This is a genomic window from Tessaracoccus zhenghani (assembly GCF_055326325.1).
This window is the reverse complement of the sequence record NZ_JBUZNQ010000001.1, coordinates 453737-473615: the sequence shown is the minus strand read 5'-3', so window position 1 is coordinate 473615 and position 19879 is coordinate 453737. Positions and strand designations below refer to the sequence as shown.

The window sequence follows — 19879 nt, the reverse complement described above, 5'->3', positions numbered from 1 at the left end:
CCGGAGGATCCCTCATGAACTCACGCACTGCGGTGGTGGTCGGCGGTAACCGCACCCCCTTCGTCAAGGCCGGCGGCAAGTACGCCGCGGCCTCAGCCCAGGACCTGCTCACAGCCGCCCTCGACGGGCTGGTCGCCCGCTTCGGGCTGGCCGGGCAGAAGGTCGACGAGGTGGTGGCCGGGGCCGTCCTGAAGCACACCCGCGACTTCAACCTCACCCGCGAGGCGGTGCTCGGCTCGGCACTGTCGCCGTTGACGCCGGCGTGCGACCTCCAGCAGGCCTGCGCAACGGGCCTGGAGGCCGTCGTCTACGCCTCGAACAAGATCCGGCTCGGCCAGGCCGACGTGGCGATCGCCGGCGGTGTTGACTCCGCCTCGGATGCCCCCATCGTCGTCACCGAACCGCTGCGCCGGGCCCTGCTTGCCCTGAACCGGGCGAGGAACGTACCCGAGAAACTGGCCGCGCTGAGCAAGCTGCGCCCGGCGGACCTGATGCCGGTACCGCCCGCCGTCGTGGAGCCCCGCACCGGGCTCAGCATGGGCGAGTCCCAGGCGATGACCACCACCAAGTGGGGCGTCAGTCGCGAAGAGCAGGACGAACTGGCCTACCAGTCGCACCAGCGGCTCGCCGGGGCCTGGGACGAGGGCTTCTTCGACGACCTCGTCACCCCCTATCTGAAGGTCGCGAAGGACGGCATCCTGCGACCCGAGACCACCATGGACGCGCTGGGCAAGCTGCGCACCGTGTTCGGCAGGGACAACGCCACCATGACGGCCGGCAACTCCACGGCACTCACCGACGGTGCCGCGCTGGTGCTGCTCGCGGAGGAGGAACATGCCCGGGCCAAGGGGTGGCCGGTGCTGGCGAAGGTCGTCGATGCGCAGGTCGCCGCGTCGGATTACGTGACCGGCTCCGAGGACCTCCTGATGGCCCCCGCCCGGGCCATCCCGGAACTGCTGAAGCGCAACGGGCTCACGCTGCAGGACTTCGACCTCTACGAGTTCCACGAGGCGTTCGCATCCACCGTGGTGGCCACCCTCAAGTCGCTCGAGGAGCAGGGGCTGGGCGAAGTGGACCGCGCCAAGCTGAACGTGAAGGGGTCGTCGCTGGCCACGGGGCATCCGTTCGCCGCCACCGGCGGCCGGATCGCCGCCTCGCTCGCGAAGATGCTGGCAGCCAAGGGGCCCGGCTCGCGCGGGCTGATCTCGATCTGCGCGGCCGGTGGCCAGGGCATCGTCGCCATTCTGGAGGCCTGACATGGACATCCTCGAAATGATCTACGGCACGCCCGCCGGAAAGTTCGTCGCCGGCAAGCTGGGCGTGTCAGAACCCCCCGCCCTGCGTCGTGGCCGCACCATGCCGACGGGCGAGGTGCTGCTGGGTGAACTCGACGGCGGCGGCATCGCCCGCGAAACGCTCGCGCTGTTGGGCGTGACGCCAGGGGAGCCGCTGCTGGACGTGGCCGACAACCGGACCAAGGACGAGAAGGGGCGCGCCCAGGCGCCGCGCTATCCCCAACGACCGGGTGCCCTCGTCGTCGACGCGACGGGGCTGCGGGAGATCACCCAGCTGGAAGGTCTGCGCCAGTTGCTGCGCCCCGTCATGCGCGGGCTGGAACCCTCCGGGCGCGTCATCCTCCTCGCCACCGATGCCTCGGAGGTCGAGGGCCTCGAGGCGAAGACCGTGGCCCAGGCGATCGACGGCATCAACCGCACCGTCGGTAAGGAACTGCGGGGCGGCGCCACGTCCAACCTGGTGTTCCTGCGCGGTGGGGCGTCTGCCTCGGACCTCGCGTCGACGATGTCGTTCCTGTTGGAGGGCCGCTCGGCGTTCGTCTCCGGCCAGGCGTGGCGCGTCGGGCCGGCGAAGATCGCCCATGACGTGACGGACCGGCCGTTCGCGGACCGCATCGTCGTGGTGACGGGCGCCGCCCGGGGCATCGGTGCGGCGATCGCACGCACCTTTGCCCGCGACGGCGCCCTGGTGGTCGCCGTCGACATCCCCGGTGCCGGGGACGCGCTGGCCAAGGTCGCCAACGAGGTGCACGGCTCCGCGCTGCAGCTCGACATCACGGTTCCCGACGCGGGGGCCCGCATCGCTGCGCATGTCGCCTCCCGGTACCCGGGCCGCGAAATCTGGGCCGTCGTCCACAACGCGGGCATCACCCGCGACAGGATGCTCGCCAACCTCGACGAGAAACTGTGGGGCTCCGTCCTCGACGTGAATCTCGCCGCCGAGATGCGTATCAACGAGTACCTCCTGAACAACGACGTGCCCGGCGGGCTCAGCGAGGAGGCCCGAATCGTCGGGATCGCCTCCACCTCCGGTGTCGCCGGTAACAAGGGCCAGACCAACTACGCGGCCTCGAAGGCAGGCGTCATGGGCCTGGTGTGGGCGATGCGCGACGAACTCAAGGACCGGCCCATCACGACCAACGCGGTAGCTCCGGGTTTCATCGAAACGGAGATGACCGCGGCCATCCCGTTCCTGCAGCGCGAGATCTTCCGCCGCACCAACTCGCTGAGCCAGGGTGGTCAGCCCGTCGATGTCGCCGAGACGCTCGCCTACCTCTGCGGCCCCGCCTCCGGCGGAGTCGACGGCCAGGTCATCCGGGTGTGTGGCCAGAACCTCGTGGGGGCGTGAGCCATGGGACGCGATGTGATTGAGCTGCGGGAACTGCCCGACGTCAACAAGTTGCTGCTCAAGGCCCTGACCGGTGCGGTGACCAAGAAGGGCCGACGCGCCCAACTGCCGGACCGATCCTTCCTGGTGATGGACCACCAGCAGGACGTGGCGCGGCTCGCCCAGTACTGCCGGGTCACCGGCTTCTCCCTCCGCGACGAGGTGCCGGCCACGTGGCTGCACGTGCAGACGTTCCCGCTCCAGGCGGCGCTGATGGCGCAGGACGACTTCCCGTTCTCCCTGGCCGGGCTCGTGCACGTGACCAACACGATGCGTCTCCACCGGGCGGTCCGGGTGGGGGAGCGCCTGAGGATGTCGGTGCGGACGGAGAACCTGGCGCCCCATGCGAAGGGCGCGGCGTTCGACATGGTCGGCGAGATCCATGCGGGCGACGAACTGGTGTGGAGCGGCACCTCCAACTATCTGGCCACCGGCGCGAAGGTCGACGGCGAACCAGGGAAGTCGGTGCGCCTGCCTGCGCCCACGACGGCGCCGTCGCAACTGTGGCGGCTGCCCGCGGATCTCGGCCGCCAGTATGCCAGGGTCTCCGGTGACTCGAACCCCATCCACCTGTACCCGCTCACGGCGAGACTCTTCGGCTTCCCGCGCCCGATCATCCACGGCATGTGGACGCATGCGCGGGCGGTGGCCGCATTGGGAGGTCGCCTGCCGGAGGCGTACGAAGTGCAGGTGCAGTTCGCCAAACCCATCATGTTGCCCGGCAAGGTGGGCTTCACCGCCGCGGGTCACGACGGCACCTCCACCTTCGCCGTGGTGAACAAAGAGGGCAAGCCCCACCTCGTGGGAGCGCTCACCGCGCGGTGACATAGCTGGAGCGTGCGAGACAGGCACACGTCGCCCCCTGCCGGGCACGGTGCCTGTTTTTCGCGCGGTCAAAATGTCCGAAGGTGCCCGGACGATAGGATTACGCGCCATGAGCGTCCCCAATGTGCTGGCCAACCGTTACGCATCGACGCAGATGCGCCAGATCTGGGCCCCGGAGGCCAAGATCATCTCCGAACGGAAGCTGTGGCTCGCCGTGCTCCGCGCCCAGCGCGACCTCGGCGTCGACTTCGGTGGCGCTGATGCCGACCAGGTCATCTCGGCCTACGAGGGCGTCGTCGACCAGGTGGACCTGGCCTCCATCGATGAACGCGAACGCGTCACCCGCCACGACGTCAAGGCCCGCATCGAGGAGTTCAACTCGCTCGCCGGGTTCGAGCACATCCACAAGGGCATGACCTCGCGCGACCTCACCGAGAACATAGAGCAGTTGCAGGTGCTCGACTCGCTGCGGGTGGTGCGCGTCCGCGTCGTCGCCACGCTCTCCGAGCTCGCCCGCCTGGCCACGCAGTACGCCGACCAGCCCCTCACCGGCCGCTCGCACAACGTCGCCGCGCAACTCACCACGCTCGGCAAGCGGTTCGCCACCGCCGCCGACGAACTGCTCGTCTCGCTGGACCGGCTGGACAACCTCATCGCCCGCTACCCGGCCCGCGGCATCAAGGGCCCCGTCGGGACGGCGCAGGACATGCTGGACCTCCTGGGCGGCGACGCCGACAAGCTGGCCGAGCTGGAGCGCCGCATCGCCGAGGAACTGGGCTTCGGAGCGGTGTTCACCTCCACCGGTCAGGTCTACCCGCGCTCGCTGGACTACGACGCGGTGACCGCCCTGGCGCAGATCGCCGCCGCCCCCTCGAACGTGGCCACCACCATCCGCCTCATGGCCGGCATCGAACTGGTCACCGAGGGCTTCAAGGAGGGCCAGGTGGGCTCGTCGGCCATGCCCCACAAGATGAACACCCGCTCCTGCGAGCGCGTCAACGGCCTGGCCGTCATCCTGCGCGGCTACGTCTCGATGCTCGGGGAGTTGGCCGGCGACCAGTGGAACGAGGGCGACGTCTCCTGTTCCGTGGTGCGCCGCGTGGCGCTGCCCGATGCGTTCTTCGCCCTCGACGGTCTGTTCGAGACCTTCCTCACGGTGCTGGCAGACTTCGGCGCCTTCCCGGCGGTCATCGAGGCCGAACTCGAGCGCTACCTGCCCTTCCTCACCACCACCAAGGTACTGATGGCGGCCGTGCGCAAGGGCGTCGGCCGCGAGGTGGCGCACGAGGCGATCAAGGAGCACGCCGTCGCCGTGGCGCTGGATCTGCGCAAGGGCGCGCGCACCAACGACCTGCTCGACAGGCTGGCCTCCGACGACAGGCTCGGCCTCACGCGCGACGAACTGGGCGGGCTCGTGGGCAGCCCACTCGAGTTGGCCGGCACGGCTCAGGCGCAGGTGGCGCGCATCTCCGCCCGGGTGGCTGAGATCGTCGAGGCTGATCCCGAGGCCGCGGCCTACCGCCCGGGTGCCGTGCTCTGAGTTGTCCACACCCTGACCCGCGGCGCCGGACACGGTGACCCGGGAGGCCTGTTCAATGGCGGCATGCGCCGCAGAAACGAGAGAGGGCTGTCGCTGTCCGTCTGGACGGCGGTGGCCCTCCCCGCCTTCATCGTCACCGTCGGCCTCGGCGTCGACTTCGCCGGCCACGCCGCAGCCGAGCAGGAGGCCCGGGAGATCGCGGCCCAGGCAGCCCGCGCCGCCACCCACCAGGTGTCGTTGACGGACGCCGGCGTCAGGCTGGACATCGCGGCCGGCAAGCGCGCGGCCCTCGGGTTCGCCCAGGCAGCCGGCTACACCGCGGACGTCCGGCTCACGCAGGCCTCGGGCGCGCAGGTCACGGTGCGGGGCACCTATGACACCGTGTTCCTCGGCCTCATCGGCATCCACGGTATCGCCGTCGAGGGCGGGGGTACCGCACGGGGCGTACCCGTGACGCGTAGTTGAACGATTGACATGTTCGCTGGAGGCGATGTGGGGAATGACGTGGGCCCCCTGGGAGGTTGTGGGCGGGTGACAAGGCCCTAGAGAAGGACCCCCCATGACAGATGTGGCAGCGCGGCCCAAGCGCGTACAGGTGACTGGCGCGTGGGCGGACGGCGACAAGACCCCGCTCAACCCGAACGAGGCACTCAAGCAGGCCGACGACGGCCTGAACGTCCGCCAGCGGATCATCGACGTGTACTCAAAGCAGGGTTTCGCGTCGATCCCTGGTGACGACCTCCGGGGCCGCATGCGGTGGTGGGGCCTCTACACGCAGCGCAAGGAGGGCATCGACGGTGGCCAGACGGCCACGCTGGCGCCCGAGGAGCTCGACGCCGAATTCTTCATGATGCGCGTGCGCTCCGACGGCGGCGCCCTGTCCAACGAACAGTTGCGGGTGATCGGCGGCATCTCCTCCGAGTTCGCGCGCGACACCGCGGACATCTCGGACCGCCAGAACATCCAGCTCCACTGGATCCGCATCGAGGACGTGCCGGAGATCTGGGAGCGTCTCGAAGCGGTGGGGCTCTCCACCACCGAGGCCTGCGGCGACGTGCCCCGGGTGATTCTCGGCTCCCCGGTGGCGGGGATCGCGGCCAATGAACTGGTCGACGGCACCCCGGCCGTGCGGGAGATCCTGGAGCGCTACATCGGCAACCCGGAGTTCTCCAACCTGCCGCGCAAGTTCAAGACCGCCATCTCCGGCAACACCACGCTCGACATCGTGCATGAGGCCAATGACATCTCGTTCGTCGGCGTGGTGCACCCGCAGCACGGGCCCGGCTTCGACCTCTGGGTGGGCGGCGGCCTGTCCGTCAACCCGATCTTCGCGCAGCGGCTGGGCGCGTGGGTCCCGCTGCACGAGATCCCCGACGTGTGGGCCGGCGTCACGTCGATCTTCCGCGACTACGGCTACCGCCGCCTCCGCAACAAGGCACGCCTCAAGTTCCTCATGGCGGACTGGGGCCCTGAGAAGTTCCGGAAGGTGCTGGAGGACGAGTACCTCCACCGCCGCCTCGTGGACGGTCCGGCCCCCGACGTGTCGCAGGCACGCCGCGACCACATCGGCATCCACCCGCAGAACGACGGGCTGTTCTGGGTGGGCGTGGCCCCTATCGCCGGCCGCGTCTCCGGCACGCGTCTCAAGCGCATCGCCGACCTGGCATCGCAGTACGGGTCCGGGCGCGTCCGCCTCACTCCGCACCAGAAGTTGCTGGTGCTCGACGTCCCCCTGGAGAACACGGAGGCCCTCGTCGCGGCGCTCAACCCGCTGGACCTGCAGGCCCGACCCTCGGAGTTCCGCCGCGGCGTGATGGCCTGCACCGGCATCGAGTTCTGCAAGCTGGCGCTCGTCGAGACCAAGGCGCGGGCCCGCACCGTCGTCGAGGAACTCGAGGCCCGCCTGCCCGATTTCGACGTACCGTTCACCATCCACGTCAACGGTTGCCCGAACGCCTGCGCCCGCACGCAGGTGGCGGACGTCGGCCTCAAGGGCATGGTGCAGCAGGACGCCGACGGCAACCTGACGGAGATCTTCCAGGTGCACCTGGGCGGCGGCCTGGGCTTCGAGCCCCAGCTCGCGCGCAAGACGCGGGCGCTGAAGGTCACCGCCGAAGACCTGCCGGAGTACATCGAGCGGCTCGCGCGCACCTTCCTCGCGCAGCGCATCGACGGCGAATCCTTCCGTCAGTGGGCGCACCGCGCAGAAGAGGACGACCTCCGATGACCCTCCTCGACACCGCGGCTGAAGCGCAGGCGCGTTTCACGGCGCTGGAGGCCGATGAGCGGTATCAGGGGCACCTCGGGCGGGTGGCGCTCACCCGCGAGGTGCTCATCTGGGCGGCAGACGCGTTCGGCAGCGATGTGACGGCCGCCTCGTCCATGGGCGACGAGGTGCTCGTCGAGCTCATCGCCCAGAGCGCCCCGTCGCTCGACGTGTTCTTCCTCGACACGGGCTTCCACTTCCCGGAGACCCTCGAGACGCGCGACCACTACGCCGGCCGGGTCCGGCTCCGCACGGTCCTGCCGCTGCTCACCGTCGACGAGCAGGACGCGCAGCACGGGCCACGGCTCTTCGAGTCCAACCCCGACAACTGCTGCGCGATCCGCAAGGTCGAGCCCCTGGAGCGCGCCATCAGTGGGCACAGCGCCTGGGTGACGGGCATGCGCCGCGTCGACGCGCCCACCCGCACGGACATCACGCTCGTGGGCTGGGACGCCAAGCGCGACATGATCAAGATCAACCCCATCGCGGCGTGGACGGACGACGACGTGGAACGGTTCGCCTTCGAGGAGGACGTCCACCTCAACCCGCTACGCCAGAAGGGCTACCCGTCCATCGGTTGCCAGCCCTGCACCCGGCCGGTCGCGGCCGGTGAGGATCCCCGGGCCGGCCGTTGGTCGGGCAAGAACAAGACGGAATGCGGACTACACACATGAGCTACATCCTGAGTCACCTGGAACACCTCGAGTCAGAGGCCATCCACATTTTCCGCGAGGTCGCGGGCGAGTTCGAACGGCCGGTGATCCTCTTCAGCGGCGGCAAAGACTCCGTCGTCATGCTGCACCTGGCGCTCAAGGCTTTCGCGCCGGCGCCGCTGCCGTTCTCGCTCCTGCACGTCGACACCGGGCACAACTTCCCCGAGGTGCTCGACTACCGTGACCGCACGGTCGAGCGCGTCGGCGCCCGGCTCCACGTGGCCAGCGTGCAGGACTACATCGACGACGGCCGGCTCCGTGAGCGCGCCGACGGTACCCGCAACCCGCTGCAGACGGTGCCGCTGCTCGATGCCATTGAGAAGGGCCGGTTCGACGCCGTCTTCGGGGGCGGCCGCCGCGACGAGGAGAAGGCCCGAGCCAAGGAGCGCGTCTTCTCGCTGCGCGACTCGTTCGGCGCCTGGGACCCCCGTCGGCAGCGCCCCGAACTCTGGGACCTGTACAACGGCCGGCACGCCCCGGGTGAACACGTGCGGGTGTTCCCGCTGTCCAACTGGACGGAGCTGGACGTCTGGCGCTACATCGAGCGGGAGCAGATCGAACTGCCCAGCCTGTACTACGCCCACCGACGCGAACTGTTCCAGCGTGACGGCATGTGGCTCGCACCAGGCGATTGGGGCGGCCCGACCAACGGGGAGACGCTCGAGACCCGCACGGTGCGCTACCGCACCGTCGGCGACATGAGTTGCACCGGCGCCGTCGAATCCGACGCGCGCGAGGTGTCGGACGTCATCCTCGAGGTGGCTGCCTCGAGGATCACGGAACGCGGCGCCACGCGTGCCGACGACCGCCTCTCCGAGGCTGCGATGGAAGACCGTAAGAAGCAGGGGTATTTCTGATGAGCACGCACGACCTTCTCCGTCTGGCCACCGCGGGCTCCGTCGACGACGGCAAGTCCACGCTCGTGGGCCGGCTGTTGTACGACACGAAATCCGTGCTGGCGGACCAGCTCGACGCCGTGGACCGGGTTTCCCGCGAGCGCGGGCTCGAGGGCCCGGACCTGGCGCTGCTGACCGACGGTCTGCGCGCCGAGCGCGAACAGGGCATCACCATCGACGTGGCGTACCGCTACTTCTCGACGGCGAACCGCTCCTACGTGCTCGCCGACACCCCCGGCCACGTGCAGTACACCCGCAACATGGTCACGGGCGCCTCGACGGCAGAGCTGGCGCTGATTCTGGTGGACGCGCGCCACGGCGTCGTCGAACAGACGCGCCGGCACCTCGCGGTGACCGGGCTGCTCGGCGTGCGGCACGTGGCGATCGCGGTGAACAAGATGGACCTCGTCGGCTGGGACGAGGCCCGTTTCACCGAGATCGTCGCCGATGCCCGCACTGTGGCCGCGCGTTTCGACATCCAGGACGTGCTGGCGGTGCCGCTCTCGGCGCTGCTGGGCGACAACGTGGTGGAGCGCTCGGCCAACACCCCCTGGTACTCGGGCCCCACTCTGCTCGAGCACCTCGAAGCGGTGCCGGTGGGCACAGACCCGGCCACTCAGCCGCTGCGGCTCCCCGTCCAGGCAGTGCTCCGCCCGCAATCCGAGGGGCACCGCGATTACCGGGGCTACGCGGGGCGCATCGCTGCCGGCATCGTCAGGGTGGGCGAAGAGATCGCTGTGCTGCCCTCCGGCCGCCGCTCGCGCGTCATCGGCATCGACCAGGGCCAGGCCGACGGCACGGTGCGCGAGCTCACTGAGGCCTTCGCGCCGCAGTCCGTGACGGTCAGGTTGGCAGATGACATCGACATCTCGCGCGGCGACCTGCTCGCCTCTGCGGAATCGCCCGGGCACGTCACCCGCACCGTCAGCGGCATGGTGTGCGTGCTCTCCGAGCGTCCGGTGCGCCCCCGCGACCGCGTGCTTCTGCGGGCCGGCACCCGCACCGTCCGCGCGTTGGTGGAGGAGATCCTGGACCAGCTCGACATCGAGGCCGTCGAATACACCCGAGCCCCTCAGCAGTTGGAGCTCAACGACATCGGCCGCGTCCGCATCCGGCTGGCCGACGACCTGCCCATCGACGACTACCACGAGCTGCGGCGCACCGGAGCGTTCCTGTTGATCGACGAAGCCGACGGTGCCACCATGGCCGCCGGGATGGCAGACGCCCCGGACCGCTACGCGGGGGCGGAGATCTGATGGACGTCGTGCTCATCGCGCACGGCTCGCCGGACCCGCGCCACGCGGCCGCCATCGAGCGGATCGCCGACGCCGTGCGGCTGCGCCAGCCGGGCCGCGAGGTGCACACGTCGTACCTGGACCACCACGGCCCGACGATCGATGACGTGGCCCATGCACTGCAGGGCCGGCCCGCCGTCGCGGCCCCCGTGCTGCTGACCAAGGCCTACCACGCGAGGGTCGACATCCCGGCCGCCGTGGCGGCGCTCGGGGCGCACGGTTCCCCGGTGACGCCGACGCCGCCCCTCGGCCCGGACTCTCGCCTGCTCGCGGCCTGCGAGGAGGCGCTCGCTGCGGCCGGTGTGCCGCCGGAACCGGACACCGCGGTGCTGGTGTTCGTCGCAGGATCCTCCGACCGCCCCGCCGTGACTGCGGTGGCCGAGACCATCGCCGCCTCGCCCCGGCTGGGTTGGGGCCGCTGGGCCGTGGCGGCGCTCGACGGTGGGGACGCCGTCGAAGAGGTCGTCCCGCGCCTGCGCGACGAGGCGTCGCGGGTGGTCGCGGTGAGCTTCATGGTGGCGGAGGGCATCCTGCGCGACCGCATGGTTGAGCGGTGCGCGGCGCTCGGCATCGACATGGTGCCCGGCGCCCTCGGCGACACCGGGGCCCTCGCGGATCTCCTGGTGGCGCGGGTGAACGGGGACCACACCGTCACTGTGCCGCGGCACGCGGATCCGGCGGCGCCAGCGCTGGTCGCCTGACGGGGCCTCGGTGCGCCCTCAGGCGATTCTGAAGAATGCCTGGCAGATCTCCGGCATGGGCACGCCGGTCGTCGGGTCCTCGTGGTGGACATTGGCAGCCCACACAACCCCTAGGCGGCGCACATGCGCGGCGGGCTGGGAGCCGGGGGCATGACGGGCGGTGCGGTGAACAGGGCGCTGATCGAAGAGGACTTCGATCAGGCGCAGGGCGACGGCGCGGGGATTGGTACGCTCACCCGGTGAGTCAGTACGGGCACCTCCTCAACCTCCCCCTCCTGCACGCGGGCAAGGTCCGCGAGTTGTACGAAGCGGACGGCCGCATCCTGATGGTCGCCACGGACAACATCTCGGCCTACGACCACGTGCTGAGCACGCTCATCCCCGACAAGGGCGCGATCCTGACCCAGTTGTCGCTGTGGTGGTTCGCCCAGCTCACGGACCTCGTCGAGAACCACGTCGTCTCGACGGAGGTACCCGAGGCGGTTGCCGGCCGCGCCACGCTGGTGGAGTCGCTGGACATGGTCGAGGTGGAGTGCGTCGCGCGCGGCTACCTCACCGGGTCCGGATGGACGGAGTACCAGGAGTCGCGCACGGTGTGCGGGGTGCCGCTGCCCGAGGGCCTGCGCGACGGCGACAAGCTGCCCGAGCCCATCTTCACGCCGGCCATCAAGGCGCCGATGGGGGAGCACGACATGAACGTCGACTACGCCACCATCGCCGGCATCCACGGCGAGGAGCTCGCTGCACAGCTGCGCGACCTCACGCTGCGGATCTACTCGCGGGCAGCCGAGATCGCCGCAGAGCGCGGCATCATCCTGGCCGACACCAAGTTCGAATTCGGCCGCCGCCCCGACGGCACGCTGGTGCTGGCCGACGAGGTGCTCACCCCGGATTCGTCGCGCTTCTGGGACGCGGCCCTCTGGGCGCCGGGCGAGTCGTTGCCCAGCTTCGACAAGCAGTACGTGCGTGACTGGCTGGCGAAGGACTCCGGCTGGGACAGGGCCTCCGACACCCCGCCGCCGGCACTGCCCGAGCACGTGGTCGACGCCACCCGCAGCCGTTACCTCGAGGCTTACCGCCGGTTGACGGGCGAGGACTTCACGGCGGCCTGACATGACACCTGGCCAGGACATCGACCGCTCGGACGCCGTGGACCGCGCCTGGGTCCACGAGGCCATCCGCAAGGTGGAGGCCGACGCGAACCGCTCCGCGGAGACGCATCTGCTCAGGCTCCCGCTGCGGGCCTACCCCGACGTCGACATCTACCTCAAGGACGAGTCGACGCACCCCACGGGTTCGCTCAAGCACCGGTTGGCGCGCTCGCTGTTCCTCTTCGCGCTGTGCAACGGGCAGATCCATGAGCACACCACCGTCATCGAATCCTCCAGCGGCTCCACGGCCGTCAGTGAGGCCTACTTCGCGCGGCTGCTGGGGCTGAAGTTCATCGCCGTCATCCCGCGTTCCACCAGTGGGGAGAAGATCGGCCTCATCGAACGCGCCGGCGGCACCTGCCACCTCGTCGACGACCCGACGGCCATCTCCGACGAGGCCGCCCGCCTCGCCAGCGAAACCGGGGGGCACTACCTCGACCAGTTCACGCACGCCGAGCGGGTCACGGACTGGCGGGGCAACAACAACATCGCCGATTCGATCTTCTCCCAACTGGAGCTTGAGCGTCATCCCATCCCGTCGTGGGTCGTGGTGAGCGCCGGCACCGGCGGCACGGCCGCCACCATCGGGCGGTACGTGCGCTACCGCCGTCACCACACCCGCCTCGCGGTGGCGGACCCGGACTTCTCCGCGTTCCTGCCCGGCTGGCGCGACGGCGACCCTGGCGTGCACACGGACCGCGGCTCGCGCATCGAGGGCATCGGCCGCAGCCGGGTGGAGCCGAGCTTCGTCCCGGGGGTCGTCGACCGCATGATCGCCGTGCCGGACGGTGCCTCCGTCGCGATGGCCCGGGCCGTCACCGGCGTGCTGGGCCGCACCGTCGGGCCCTCCACCGGCACCAACCTGTGGGCCACCCTGCAGATCGCCCGCCAGATGCAGGAGGCGGGGGAGAGCGGCAGCATCGTGTCGCTGATCTGTGACTCCGGCGAGCGCTACGCGGCCACCTACGGCCACGACTCCTGGCTGGCCGAGCACGGAATCGACCCGGCCGCCCACCGGCGGCAGGCTGAGGACCTGCTCGGCCAGGCAGGCCCCGCCTGAGCGGCGGCCGCGTAGAGTTCCAGCCATGGCTATCCGCATGGTTGCACTCCTCGACGGCACGATCATCGACCCCTCCCAGCCCATCGTCCGCGCAGACGACCAGGGCGTCGTCCGGGGCGACGGGGTGTTCGACGCGCTGCTCGCCGTCGACGGGGCCGCGCTCCATGTCGAGGAACACCTCGCGCGTCTGGCGAGGTCTGCCGAGATCCTGCACCTGCCTGCGCCGGATGCCGCCGGTTACCGGCGGGCGATCGAGGCCGTCGTGCGGGCGTGGGACTGGCACGCCGACCGGGAAGCGGTGCTGCGCCTCATCATGACCCGTGGGGCCGAGGGCATCGAGGAGCCCAACGGTTGGGTGATGGCCGCCCCCATGGACGAGCGCACGTTGCGTGAGCGCCGCGACGGGGTGCGCGTCCTGATGCTCGACCGCGGCTTTGAAGGCTCAGGCATCGTCGACCTGCCATGGCTGCTGCCCGGCGCCAAGTCCCTGAGTTACGGCATCAACATGGCCGCGCGCCGCTACGCCATCGCCAACGGCGCGGACGACGTCATCTTCATCACCCCGTCGGGCACCATCCTCGAGGGCCCCACCTCCAGCGTCGTGCTGGACCTCGACGGGGTGCTCACCACGCCGCCGCTCGAGGGCATCCTGCGCTCCATCACAATCGCCGAGCTGCTCGACGAGGGCCCCGCGGCCGGGCTGAGCGTGGAGGTGAAGCCCATCACCGTCGAGGACCTCTTCCGGGCCCGGGGTGTCTGGCTGTTGTCCAGCGGCCGTCTGGCCGCGCGCGTCACGCAGGCCGATGGCCGTGAGCTGCCCGTGTCGCCGCTCCACGACGACGTGTGCCGCCTGCTGAAGATGCCCGGCTACTCCTCGTAGCAGCCCGACGACCGGCGGACCACCAGCACGGGTTCCAGCACCACCCTCTGGTGCTCGTGCCCGGGATGGGTCACGTGGTCGATCAGCAGCCGCGCGGCGGTCTCGCCCATGTCGCGGGTGGGCTGACGCACCGAGGTGAGCGGCACGATCCAGTTCGCGGCGAAGTCGACATCGTCGTAGCCGACCAGCGCGACGTCCTCCGGCACCCGCACACCGGCGCCCGCGAGGCCGCGGTAGACGCCGAAGGCCAGCATGTCGTTGCCGCAGATGATGCCGGTGGGCAGTGTCCCCGCCTCCAGCATGGCCCCGGCGCTCAACCTGCCGGACTCGATGCCGATGCCGTCGCTGCGGATCTCGCGCAGGGTGCCTGGGTCCAGGCTGCCGTCGGCCATCGCCTCCTGACAACCGCGGACGCGTTCCTCGAACTGCCGCAGCGTGGGGAGGCCGCCGACGAAGGCGATGTCCCGGTGCCCCAGGCCGATCAGGTGCTGCGCCGCCATCCGGCCCCCGGCGACGTGGTCCACCCGCACCGAGCAGGGGTGGTCGTCGTCCTCGTAGTCGATCAGGACGGTGGGCGTGCCGGCCTCCGCGGCGGGGGAGCCGCCGCCGGCCGGGCTCACGAGGGCGCCCGCCACCCGCTGTGCGGTCAGGACCTGCAGGAGTTCCGCCTCGCGGTCGTGCTCGTTCTCGGAGTTGCAGAGGATCATCACGTAACCGGCCTCGGATGCGGTGCGCTCCACCGCGTGGGCGACCTCCATGTAGAACGGGCTGAGCACGTCCACCACCACGAGCCCGAGGGTCTTGCTCGGCGCACCCGTGAGGACGCGGGCGGACTGGTTGGGGATGAATCCCAGTTCGCGCACCGCTGCCATGACGCGTTCACGGGTCGTCTCCATGACCCGTTCGGGATGGTTCAGCGTGTTGGACACGGTGCCGGTCGAGACGCGCGCCCGGGCAGCGACGTCAGCGATGCTGACTCTGAGGCGGGCCACTTGGTCTGGACCGGTATCTCTCATGGCTGCTCCGGTGAATGTCACAGAAATGCATCGATCTTCGCGGAGCCCTTCCGGGCCCTCGAACGTGAGAGTACATTCTTGCGCAAGACATTTGAAGCGCTTCAATCACGGCAGTGTTGCCGGATTGACCGTCGAAAGGACCCACTCATGAAGCGGCGCTTTTTCATCCAGATCAGCGGCCTCGCAGGCGCGGCTGCGATCGGCCTGACCGCCTGTGGAGGTGGTGGGGACACCACCTCCACCGGAGCGCCTGCGGCCGGTGAATCCACCGCCGCGGGCGGTGACGGCGGTGGCGAGTACACCATCGTGATCGTGCCCAAGGACTCCACCAACCCCTGGTTCGTCCGCATGGAGGAGGGCGTCAAGAAGTACGCCGCGGACTCTGGCCTGGACGTCTACCAGAAGGGCCCCTCGGAGACCGACGCCACCATGCAGGCCCAGGTCATCCGCGACCTCATCGCGCAGAAGGTCGACGCCATCGGCGTGGTCCCGGTCGATCCCGGGGCACTGGAGCCTGTCCTCAAGGAGGCCATGGACGCCGGCATCGTCGTCGTGACCCACGAGGGCGCGAGCCAGCAGAACACCCAGTACGACATCGAGGCCTTCAACAACACGGCCTACGGCGGCTTCATCATGGACAACCTCGCCGAGGCCATGGGCGAAGAGGGCGTCTACACGACGATGGTCGGCCACGTCACCAATGCGTCCCACAACGAATGGGCCGACGGCGGCGTCGCGCACCAGAAGGAGAAGTACCCCAACATGACGCTGCTCGAGGCCGAGGCCCGGGTGGAGTCGCAGGACGACGGCGAAGTCGCCTACCAGACGGCCAAGGAACTGCTCAAGAAGTATCCCGAGCTCAAGGGCATCATGGGCACCTCGTCGTTCGACGCCCCCGGCGTCGCGCGGGCCATCGAGGAACTCGGCCTCAAGGGCAAGGTCTTCACCGCGGGCACCGGTATGCCCGCCGCCAACAAGGAGATCCTGGAGAAGGGCCTCGTCGCCGCACTCACCCTGTGGGATCCGGCCGATGCCGGCTACGCCATGGCCTCCCTGGCCAAGGCCGTCCTCGACGGGACCCCGATCGAGGACGGGCTGGACCTCGGCGTCAAGGGCTATGAGGACCTCAAGTTCGCCGAGGGGAGCGACAAGGTACTCGAGGGCGCCGGCTGGATCGTGATCAACGCGGAGAACGTCGACAGCCTCGGCTTCTGATCCACCCGCACCCAAGGCGTACGGGGTCCGCACCGGGCCCCGTACGCCCCTACCTCTGGAGGAACAACAATGACGCAACCGGTGATCGCGGTCCGGGGAGTCAGCAAGGCCTTCTCGGGAGTGAAGGCGCTCGATCACATCGATTTCGAGATCCATCCCGGCGAGATCCATTGCCTTGCCGGCGAGAACGGCTCAGGGAAATCGACCCTGATCAAGGTCATCTCCGGTGTGTATGAGCCCGACGAGGGCGAGATCATCCTGAACGGTCGCTCGCACTCGAAGCTCACACCCATCGAGGCGATCCACCACGGCATCCAGGTGATCTACCAGGACTTCTCGGTGTTCCCGAACCTCACCGTGATGGAGAACCTGGCCCTCACCAGCGAACTGTCCGAGCGGCGCATGTTCGTCAACTGGAAGCGGTTCCGGCAGATCGCGGAGAAGGCCGTCTCGAAGATCAACTTCTCGATCGACCTCGACGCCCGCGTCTCGGACCTGTCGGTGGCGGACAAGCAGCTCGTCGCCATCTCCCGGGCGCTGCTGACCGACACCAAACTCATCATCATGGACGAACCGACCACCGCGTTGACCGACCGCGAGGTCGCCGCGCTGTTCCGGGTCATCCTCGACCTGCAGGCGCGCGGCATCGCGATCCTGTTCGTCAGCCACAAACTCGATGAGGTCTTCGAGATCTCGGAGCGGTTCACGATCATCCGCAACGGCAAGCTCGTGATCACCTCCCTCCCGGAGGAACTCACGCACCAGAAGTTCGCCCAGTACATGACGGGCCGCGACGTCAGCGAGGAGACCACCGCGCCGACGGGTGGGCCCGGCGAGATCGCCCTCGAAGCCGAGGGCCTGAGCCTCAAGGACGCGTTCCACGACGTGAGCTTCACGCTGCGCAAGGGCGAGGTGCTGGGTGTCACCGGCCTCCTGGGCTCGGGCCGCACCGAGCTCGCCCTCACCCTCTTCGGCGTGTTCACCCCCGACAGCGGTCAACTCAAGGTGGGCGGGAAGCCCGTCACGCTCCGCAGCATCCGCGACGCCATCGCCAACGGGATCGGTTACGTGCCCGAGGACCGCCTCAGTGAGGGCCTCATGCTCGAGCGGTCCATCGGGGACAACATCGTGATCTCCGAGATCGACAAGCTCTCCACCGGCATGGGAGTGACCCGGCCGGGCCGTCGTCAGGCTGAGGTCGACCGCTGGGTCGACGAGTTGGCCATCGCGACGAAAAACCCGTACAACGCGGTGAACACGCTCTCGGGTGGTAACCAGCAGCGCGTGGTGCTGGCCAAATGGTTGGCCACCGACCCGGACGTCCTCATCCTCAACGGCCCCACCGTCGGTGTGGACATCGGCTCGAAGCACGACATCCACGTGATCCTGAAGGAGTTGGCCGAATCAGGCATGGGCATCATCGTGATCTCCGACGACATCCCCGAACTGCTCCGCGTCACCAACCGGGTGCTGCTGCTCCAGGAGGGCCGCATCGTCGCCGAGGTGGACCCCACGGAGATCTCACAACACGACCTGTCGGCCATGATCACCGGCGCCACGAAGGAGAACTGACATGGGTCTCCTGAACAAGGTCGTCCGCGCCAACGAATTCTACGTCTTCCTGGTGATCGTGGTGGTGAGCCTCATCATCCAGGCCCGCAGCGGTCAGTTCTTCACCCCCAACAACCTCGTCGACCTCGCCAACGCGATGGTGGTCCCCGGCCTGTTCGCGGTGGGTACCTACATGGTGCTGGTGTCCGGCGGCATCGATGTGTCGTTCCCCGCGCTGGCCTCGCTCGCGGTCTACGCGGTGACCCGGTACCTCGTGGACAGCGGGTTCCAGGGCAGCATCCTCATCCCGTTTGCGCTGGTGATCGTCCTCGGCGCGCTGCTCGGTGCGTTCAACGGCGTGTTCACCGCCAGGCTGGCGGTGGCGGTGCCCACGCTTATCATCACGCTCGGCACCGCCAACGTCTTCTCCGGCGTCATGCAGGGCGCGCTGTCATCGGTGCAGATCCCCAAGCTGCCCCAGTCCATGGAGGACTTCGGCCGGGCGACGCTTTTCACGGCGACGAACCCGACGTCGGGACTCACGTCGTCGATGCCCGTGTCGTTCCTGATCCTGGTGGCCGTGGTGGTCATCGTCTTCTTCGTGATGCGCTACACCATGTTCGGCCGCGGCATCTACGCCATCGGCGGCGATGAGTCGTCGGCCATCCGCGCGGGTTTCAAGGTGCGCAACATCAAGTTCTGGCTCTACGTCATCGTCGGCGTCATCGCCGCCCTGGGCGGCCTGGTGCGGACCTCGATGATGGGGCAGATGCACCCCACCAACCTGCTCGGCATGGAGATGATGGTCATCGCCGCCGTCGTGCTGGGCGGCACTGCGATCACCGGCGGCACCGGCTCCCTGACCGGCGTCATGCTGGGCACCCTGCTGATCGTCATCGTGCAGAACTCCATGATCCTGATGGGTATCCCCACCTTCTGGCAGCGGTTCGCCCTCGGCATGCTGATCATCGTCGGCACCGGCATCTCCGCCGTGCAGTTGACGCGTAGACGCAGACGGCAACGCCTGGTGGCGGAGTGAGAGGCAACTGACATGAGTACAGCCACCGTTTCCACCAGCCGGCGCCGAGCCCGGGTCACCCGGGACGCGCACCTCATCCGGCTCTTCGGCATCCTCATCGCGCTGACGGCGTTCTTCCTCATCGTGAAGACCGACGCGTTCATCAGCGTGGGCACCTGGCAGTCCATGGGCGTTCAGTTCCCCGAGTACGGCCTGATGGCGTTGGGCGTGATGCTCACCATGATCACCGGTGGCATCGACCTGTCGTCGGTCGGCATCGCGAACATGACCGCCATCGCCGCCGCGTCCATCATGCTCACCATGGCACCGGCCGGCGCGGACACGGGGCAGCAGGCCACCGGTGTCGCCGTGGGTGTCGTCGTTTCCCTCGTGATGGGAGCGCTGGCCGGGCTCTTCAACGGGTTCCTCGTGGCCAAGGTACGGATCCCCGCGATCCTGGTCACGCTCGGCACCCTCGAACTCTTCACCGGCATCGCGATCATCATCACCGCGGGAAAGCCGCTGTCGGGCCTGCCGCCTGTCTACGGCGAGACGTTCGGGGGGAAGGTCCTCGGCGTCCCCACACCACTCGTGGTGTTCGTCGTCGTGGCGGTCATCATCTGGTTCATCCTGCATCGAATGGCGTTCGGCTCGAAGCTCTACATGCTCGGCAGCAACGCCACCGCCGCAAAGTTCAGTGGCCTCAACGCCACCAGCCTCCTGCTGCGCACCTACATGATCTCCGGCCTCGCCTCTTCGATGGCGGGCCTGGTCATGCTCGCCAACTACAACTCGGCCAAGGCCGACTATGGCGTGGCCTACACGCTGCTGACCATCCTGATCGTGGTGCTCGGCGGCGTGCACCCCAACGGCGGCAGCGGCAAGCTCATCGGCGTCGTGCTGGCCATCGCCATCCTCCAGATCCTGTCGTCGGGCCTCAACATGTTCCCCGACATCAGCAACTTCTACCGCCCCCTCATCTGGGGAGCGGTGCTGCTGACCGTCATCAGCACGCAGGACCTGGGGCGTGACTTCTGGAGCCGCTTCAGGAAGAGAAAGGAGCAGTGATC

General features: G+C 68.9%; 17 protein-coding genes and 1 pseudogene. 17 read left to right on the top strand and 1 reads right to left on the bottom strand.

Translation table 11 applies throughout. From position 1 onward, the window contains the following. Window positions 1-14 precede the first annotated feature (14 nt). The 13 genes and pseudogenes from ACZK4S_RS02095 to ACZK4S_RS02035 all read left to right on the top strand — a co-directional run bounded on the left by ACZK4S_RS02095 (window position 15) and on the right by ACZK4S_RS02035 (window position 14009). Complete coding sequence (locus ACZK4S_RS02095) at window positions 15-1256, top strand: acetyl-CoA C-acetyltransferase (RefSeq protein WP_143570972.1); 1242 nt, start codon at window positions 15-17, stop codon at window positions 1254-1256. A 1-nt stretch (window position 1257) separates the two neighbouring features. Further along, a complete protein-coding gene (locus ACZK4S_RS02090; protein WP_463643210.1) occupies window positions 1258-2643 on the top strand; it encodes a 3-oxoacyl-ACP reductase in 1386 nt (461 codons plus the stop codon). Between the two features lie 3 nt (window positions 2644-2646). After that, window positions 2647-3507 carry a MaoC family dehydratase gene (locus tag ACZK4S_RS02085; protein WP_463643209.1) on the top strand — a complete coding sequence of 287 codons (861 nt, stop codon included), beginning with the start codon at window positions 2647-2649 and terminating at the stop codon, window positions 3505-3507. Between the two features lie 109 nt (window positions 3508-3616). After that, window positions 3617-5047, top strand: coding sequence for an adenylosuccinate lyase (gene purB, locus ACZK4S_RS02080; protein ID WP_463643208.1), 1431 nt, complete (start codon window positions 3617-3619; stop codon window positions 5045-5047). A gap of 63 nt (window positions 5048-5110) precedes the next feature. After that, window positions 5111-5512 carry a pilus assembly protein gene (locus ACZK4S_RS02075; RefSeq protein WP_463643207.1) on the top strand — a complete coding sequence of 134 codons (402 nt, stop codon included), beginning with the start codon at window positions 5111-5113 and terminating at the stop codon, window positions 5510-5512. A gap of 94 nt (window positions 5513-5606) precedes the next feature. Beyond that, window positions 5607-7274, top strand: coding sequence for a nitrite/sulfite reductase (locus ACZK4S_RS02070; RefSeq protein WP_463643206.1), 1668 nt, complete (start codon window positions 5607-5609; stop codon window positions 7272-7274). Then, a complete protein-coding gene (locus ACZK4S_RS02065; RefSeq protein ID WP_463643205.1) occupies window positions 7271-7987 on the top strand; it encodes a phosphoadenylyl-sulfate reductase in 717 nt (238 codons plus the stop codon). The genes ACZK4S_RS02070 and ACZK4S_RS02065 overlap by 4 nt, the downstream gene beginning before the upstream one ends. Beyond that, window positions 7984-8883 carry a sulfate adenylyltransferase subunit CysD gene (gene cysD / locus ACZK4S_RS02060; protein WP_198928267.1) on the top strand — a complete coding sequence of 300 codons (900 nt, stop codon included), beginning with the start codon at window positions 7984-7986 and terminating at the stop codon, window positions 8881-8883. Before ACZK4S_RS02065 ends, cysD begins: the two co-directional genes overlap by 4 nt. After that, window positions 8883-10178 (top strand): sulfate adenylyltransferase subunit CysN, encoded by a 1296-nt coding sequence (cysN, locus tag ACZK4S_RS02055; RefSeq protein ID WP_463643204.1) that lies wholly within the window; start codon window positions 8883-8885, stop codon window positions 10176-10178. The genes cysD and cysN overlap by 1 nt, the downstream gene beginning before the upstream one ends. After that, window positions 10178-10918: a sirohydrochlorin chelatase gene (locus ACZK4S_RS02050; protein WP_076061997.1), complete on the top strand. Its 741-nt coding sequence runs from the start codon at window positions 10178-10180 to the stop codon at window positions 10916-10918. The genes cysN and ACZK4S_RS02050 overlap by 1 nt, the downstream gene beginning before the upstream one ends. Window positions 10919-11157: 239 nt before the next feature. After that, window positions 11158-12009: pseudogene (locus ACZK4S_RS02045) on the top strand (phosphoribosylaminoimidazolesuccinocarboxamide synthase); the annotation flags it as partial. A 22-nt stretch (window positions 12010-12031) separates the two neighbouring features. Beyond that, window positions 12032-13129: a PLP-dependent cysteine synthase family protein gene (locus tag ACZK4S_RS02040; RefSeq protein ID WP_463643203.1), complete on the top strand. Its 1098-nt coding sequence runs from the start codon at window positions 12032-12034 to the stop codon at window positions 13127-13129. Between the two features lie 25 nt (window positions 13130-13154). Further along, entirely contained in the window at window positions 13155-14009 is an 855-nt protein-coding gene (locus ACZK4S_RS02035; RefSeq protein WP_463643202.1) for an aminodeoxychorismate lyase, read from the top strand. On the opposite strand, the gene ACZK4S_RS02030 is transcribed toward ACZK4S_RS02035, so the two are convergent. Then, a complete protein-coding gene (locus ACZK4S_RS02030; RefSeq protein ID WP_463643201.1) occupies window positions 13997-15001 on the bottom strand; it encodes a LacI family DNA-binding transcriptional regulator in 1005 nt (334 codons plus the stop codon). The genes ACZK4S_RS02035 and ACZK4S_RS02030 overlap by 13 nt on opposite strands. A 171-nt stretch (window positions 15002-15172) precedes the next feature. Here ACZK4S_RS02030 and ACZK4S_RS02025 point away from each other — a divergent pair, with 171 nt between their 5' ends. The 4 genes from ACZK4S_RS02025 to ACZK4S_RS02010 all read left to right on the top strand — a co-directional run bounded on the left by ACZK4S_RS02025 (window position 15173) and on the right by ACZK4S_RS02010 (window position 19877). Next, a complete protein-coding gene (locus ACZK4S_RS02025; RefSeq protein WP_463643200.1) occupies window positions 15173-16240 on the top strand; it encodes an autoinducer 2 ABC transporter substrate-binding protein in 1068 nt (355 codons plus the stop codon). A gap of 69 nt (window positions 16241-16309) precedes the next feature. Beyond that, window positions 16310-17812, top strand: coding sequence for a sugar ABC transporter ATP-binding protein (locus ACZK4S_RS02020; protein WP_463643199.1), 1503 nt, complete (start codon window positions 16310-16312; stop codon window positions 17810-17812). Window position 17813: 1 nt separating this feature from the next. Further along, window positions 17814-18830, top strand: a complete 1017-nt coding sequence (locus ACZK4S_RS02015) for an ABC transporter permease (protein WP_076062009.1) — start codon at window positions 17814-17816, stop codon at window positions 18828-18830. A gap of 12 nt (window positions 18831-18842) precedes the next feature. Then, a complete protein-coding gene (locus tag ACZK4S_RS02010; protein WP_463643198.1) occupies window positions 18843-19877 on the top strand; it encodes an ABC transporter permease in 1035 nt (344 codons plus the stop codon). The last annotated feature ends 2 nt before the right edge of the window (window positions 19878-19879 follow it).

Bases quoted from the DNA above. Each gene is read 5' to 3' on its own strand.
- ACZK4S_RS02090 (WP_463643210.1), top strand. From the start codon at position 1,258: ATGGACATCCTCGAAATGATCTACGGCACGCCCGCCGGAAAGTTCGTC.
- ACZK4S_RS02075 (WP_463643207.1), top strand. From the start codon at position 5,111: ATGCGCCGCAGAAACGAGAGAGGGCTGTCGCTGTCCGTCTGGACGGCG.
- ACZK4S_RS02050 (WP_076061997.1), top strand. From the start codon at position 10,178: ATGGACGTCGTGCTCATCGCGCACGGCTCGCCGGACCCGCGCCACGCG.
- ACZK4S_RS02020 (WP_463643199.1), top strand. From the start codon at position 16,310: ATGACGCAACCGGTGATCGCGGTCCGGGGAGTCAGCAAGGCCTTCTCG.
- ACZK4S_RS02065 (WP_463643205.1), top strand. From the start codon at position 7,271: ATGACCCTCCTCGACACCGCGGCTGAAGCGCAGGCGCGTTTCACGGCG.
- ACZK4S_RS02085 (WP_463643209.1), top strand. From the start codon at position 2,647: ATGGGACGCGATGTGATTGAGCTGCGGGAACTGCCCGACGTCAACAAG.
- purB (WP_463643208.1), top strand. From the start codon at position 3,617: ATGAGCGTCCCCAATGTGCTGGCCAACCGTTACGCATCGACGCAGATG.
- ACZK4S_RS02070 (WP_463643206.1), top strand. From the start codon at position 5,607: ATGACAGATGTGGCAGCGCGGCCCAAGCGCGTACAGGTGACTGGCGCG.
- ACZK4S_RS02095 (WP_143570972.1), top strand. From the start codon at position 15: ATGAACTCACGCACTGCGGTGGTGGTCGGCGGTAACCGCACCCCCTTC.
- cysD (WP_198928267.1), top strand. From the start codon at position 7,984: ATGAGCTACATCCTGAGTCACCTGGAACACCTCGAGTCAGAGGCCATC.
- cysN (WP_463643204.1), top strand. From the start codon at position 8,883: ATGAGCACGCACGACCTTCTCCGTCTGGCCACCGCGGGCTCCGTCGAC.
- ACZK4S_RS02040 (WP_463643203.1), top strand. From the start codon at position 12,032: ATGACACCTGGCCAGGACATCGACCGCTCGGACGCCGTGGACCGCGCC.
- ACZK4S_RS02010 (WP_463643198.1), top strand. From the start codon at position 18,843: ATGAGTACAGCCACCGTTTCCACCAGCCGGCGCCGAGCCCGGGTCACC.
- ACZK4S_RS02015 (WP_076062009.1), top strand. From the start codon at position 17,814: ATGGGTCTCCTGAACAAGGTCGTCCGCGCCAACGAATTCTACGTCTTC.
- ACZK4S_RS02025 (WP_463643200.1), top strand. From the start codon at position 15,173: ATGAAGCGGCGCTTTTTCATCCAGATCAGCGGCCTCGCAGGCGCGGCT.
- ACZK4S_RS02035 (WP_463643202.1), top strand. From the start codon at position 13,155: ATGGCTATCCGCATGGTTGCACTCCTCGACGGCACGATCATCGACCCC.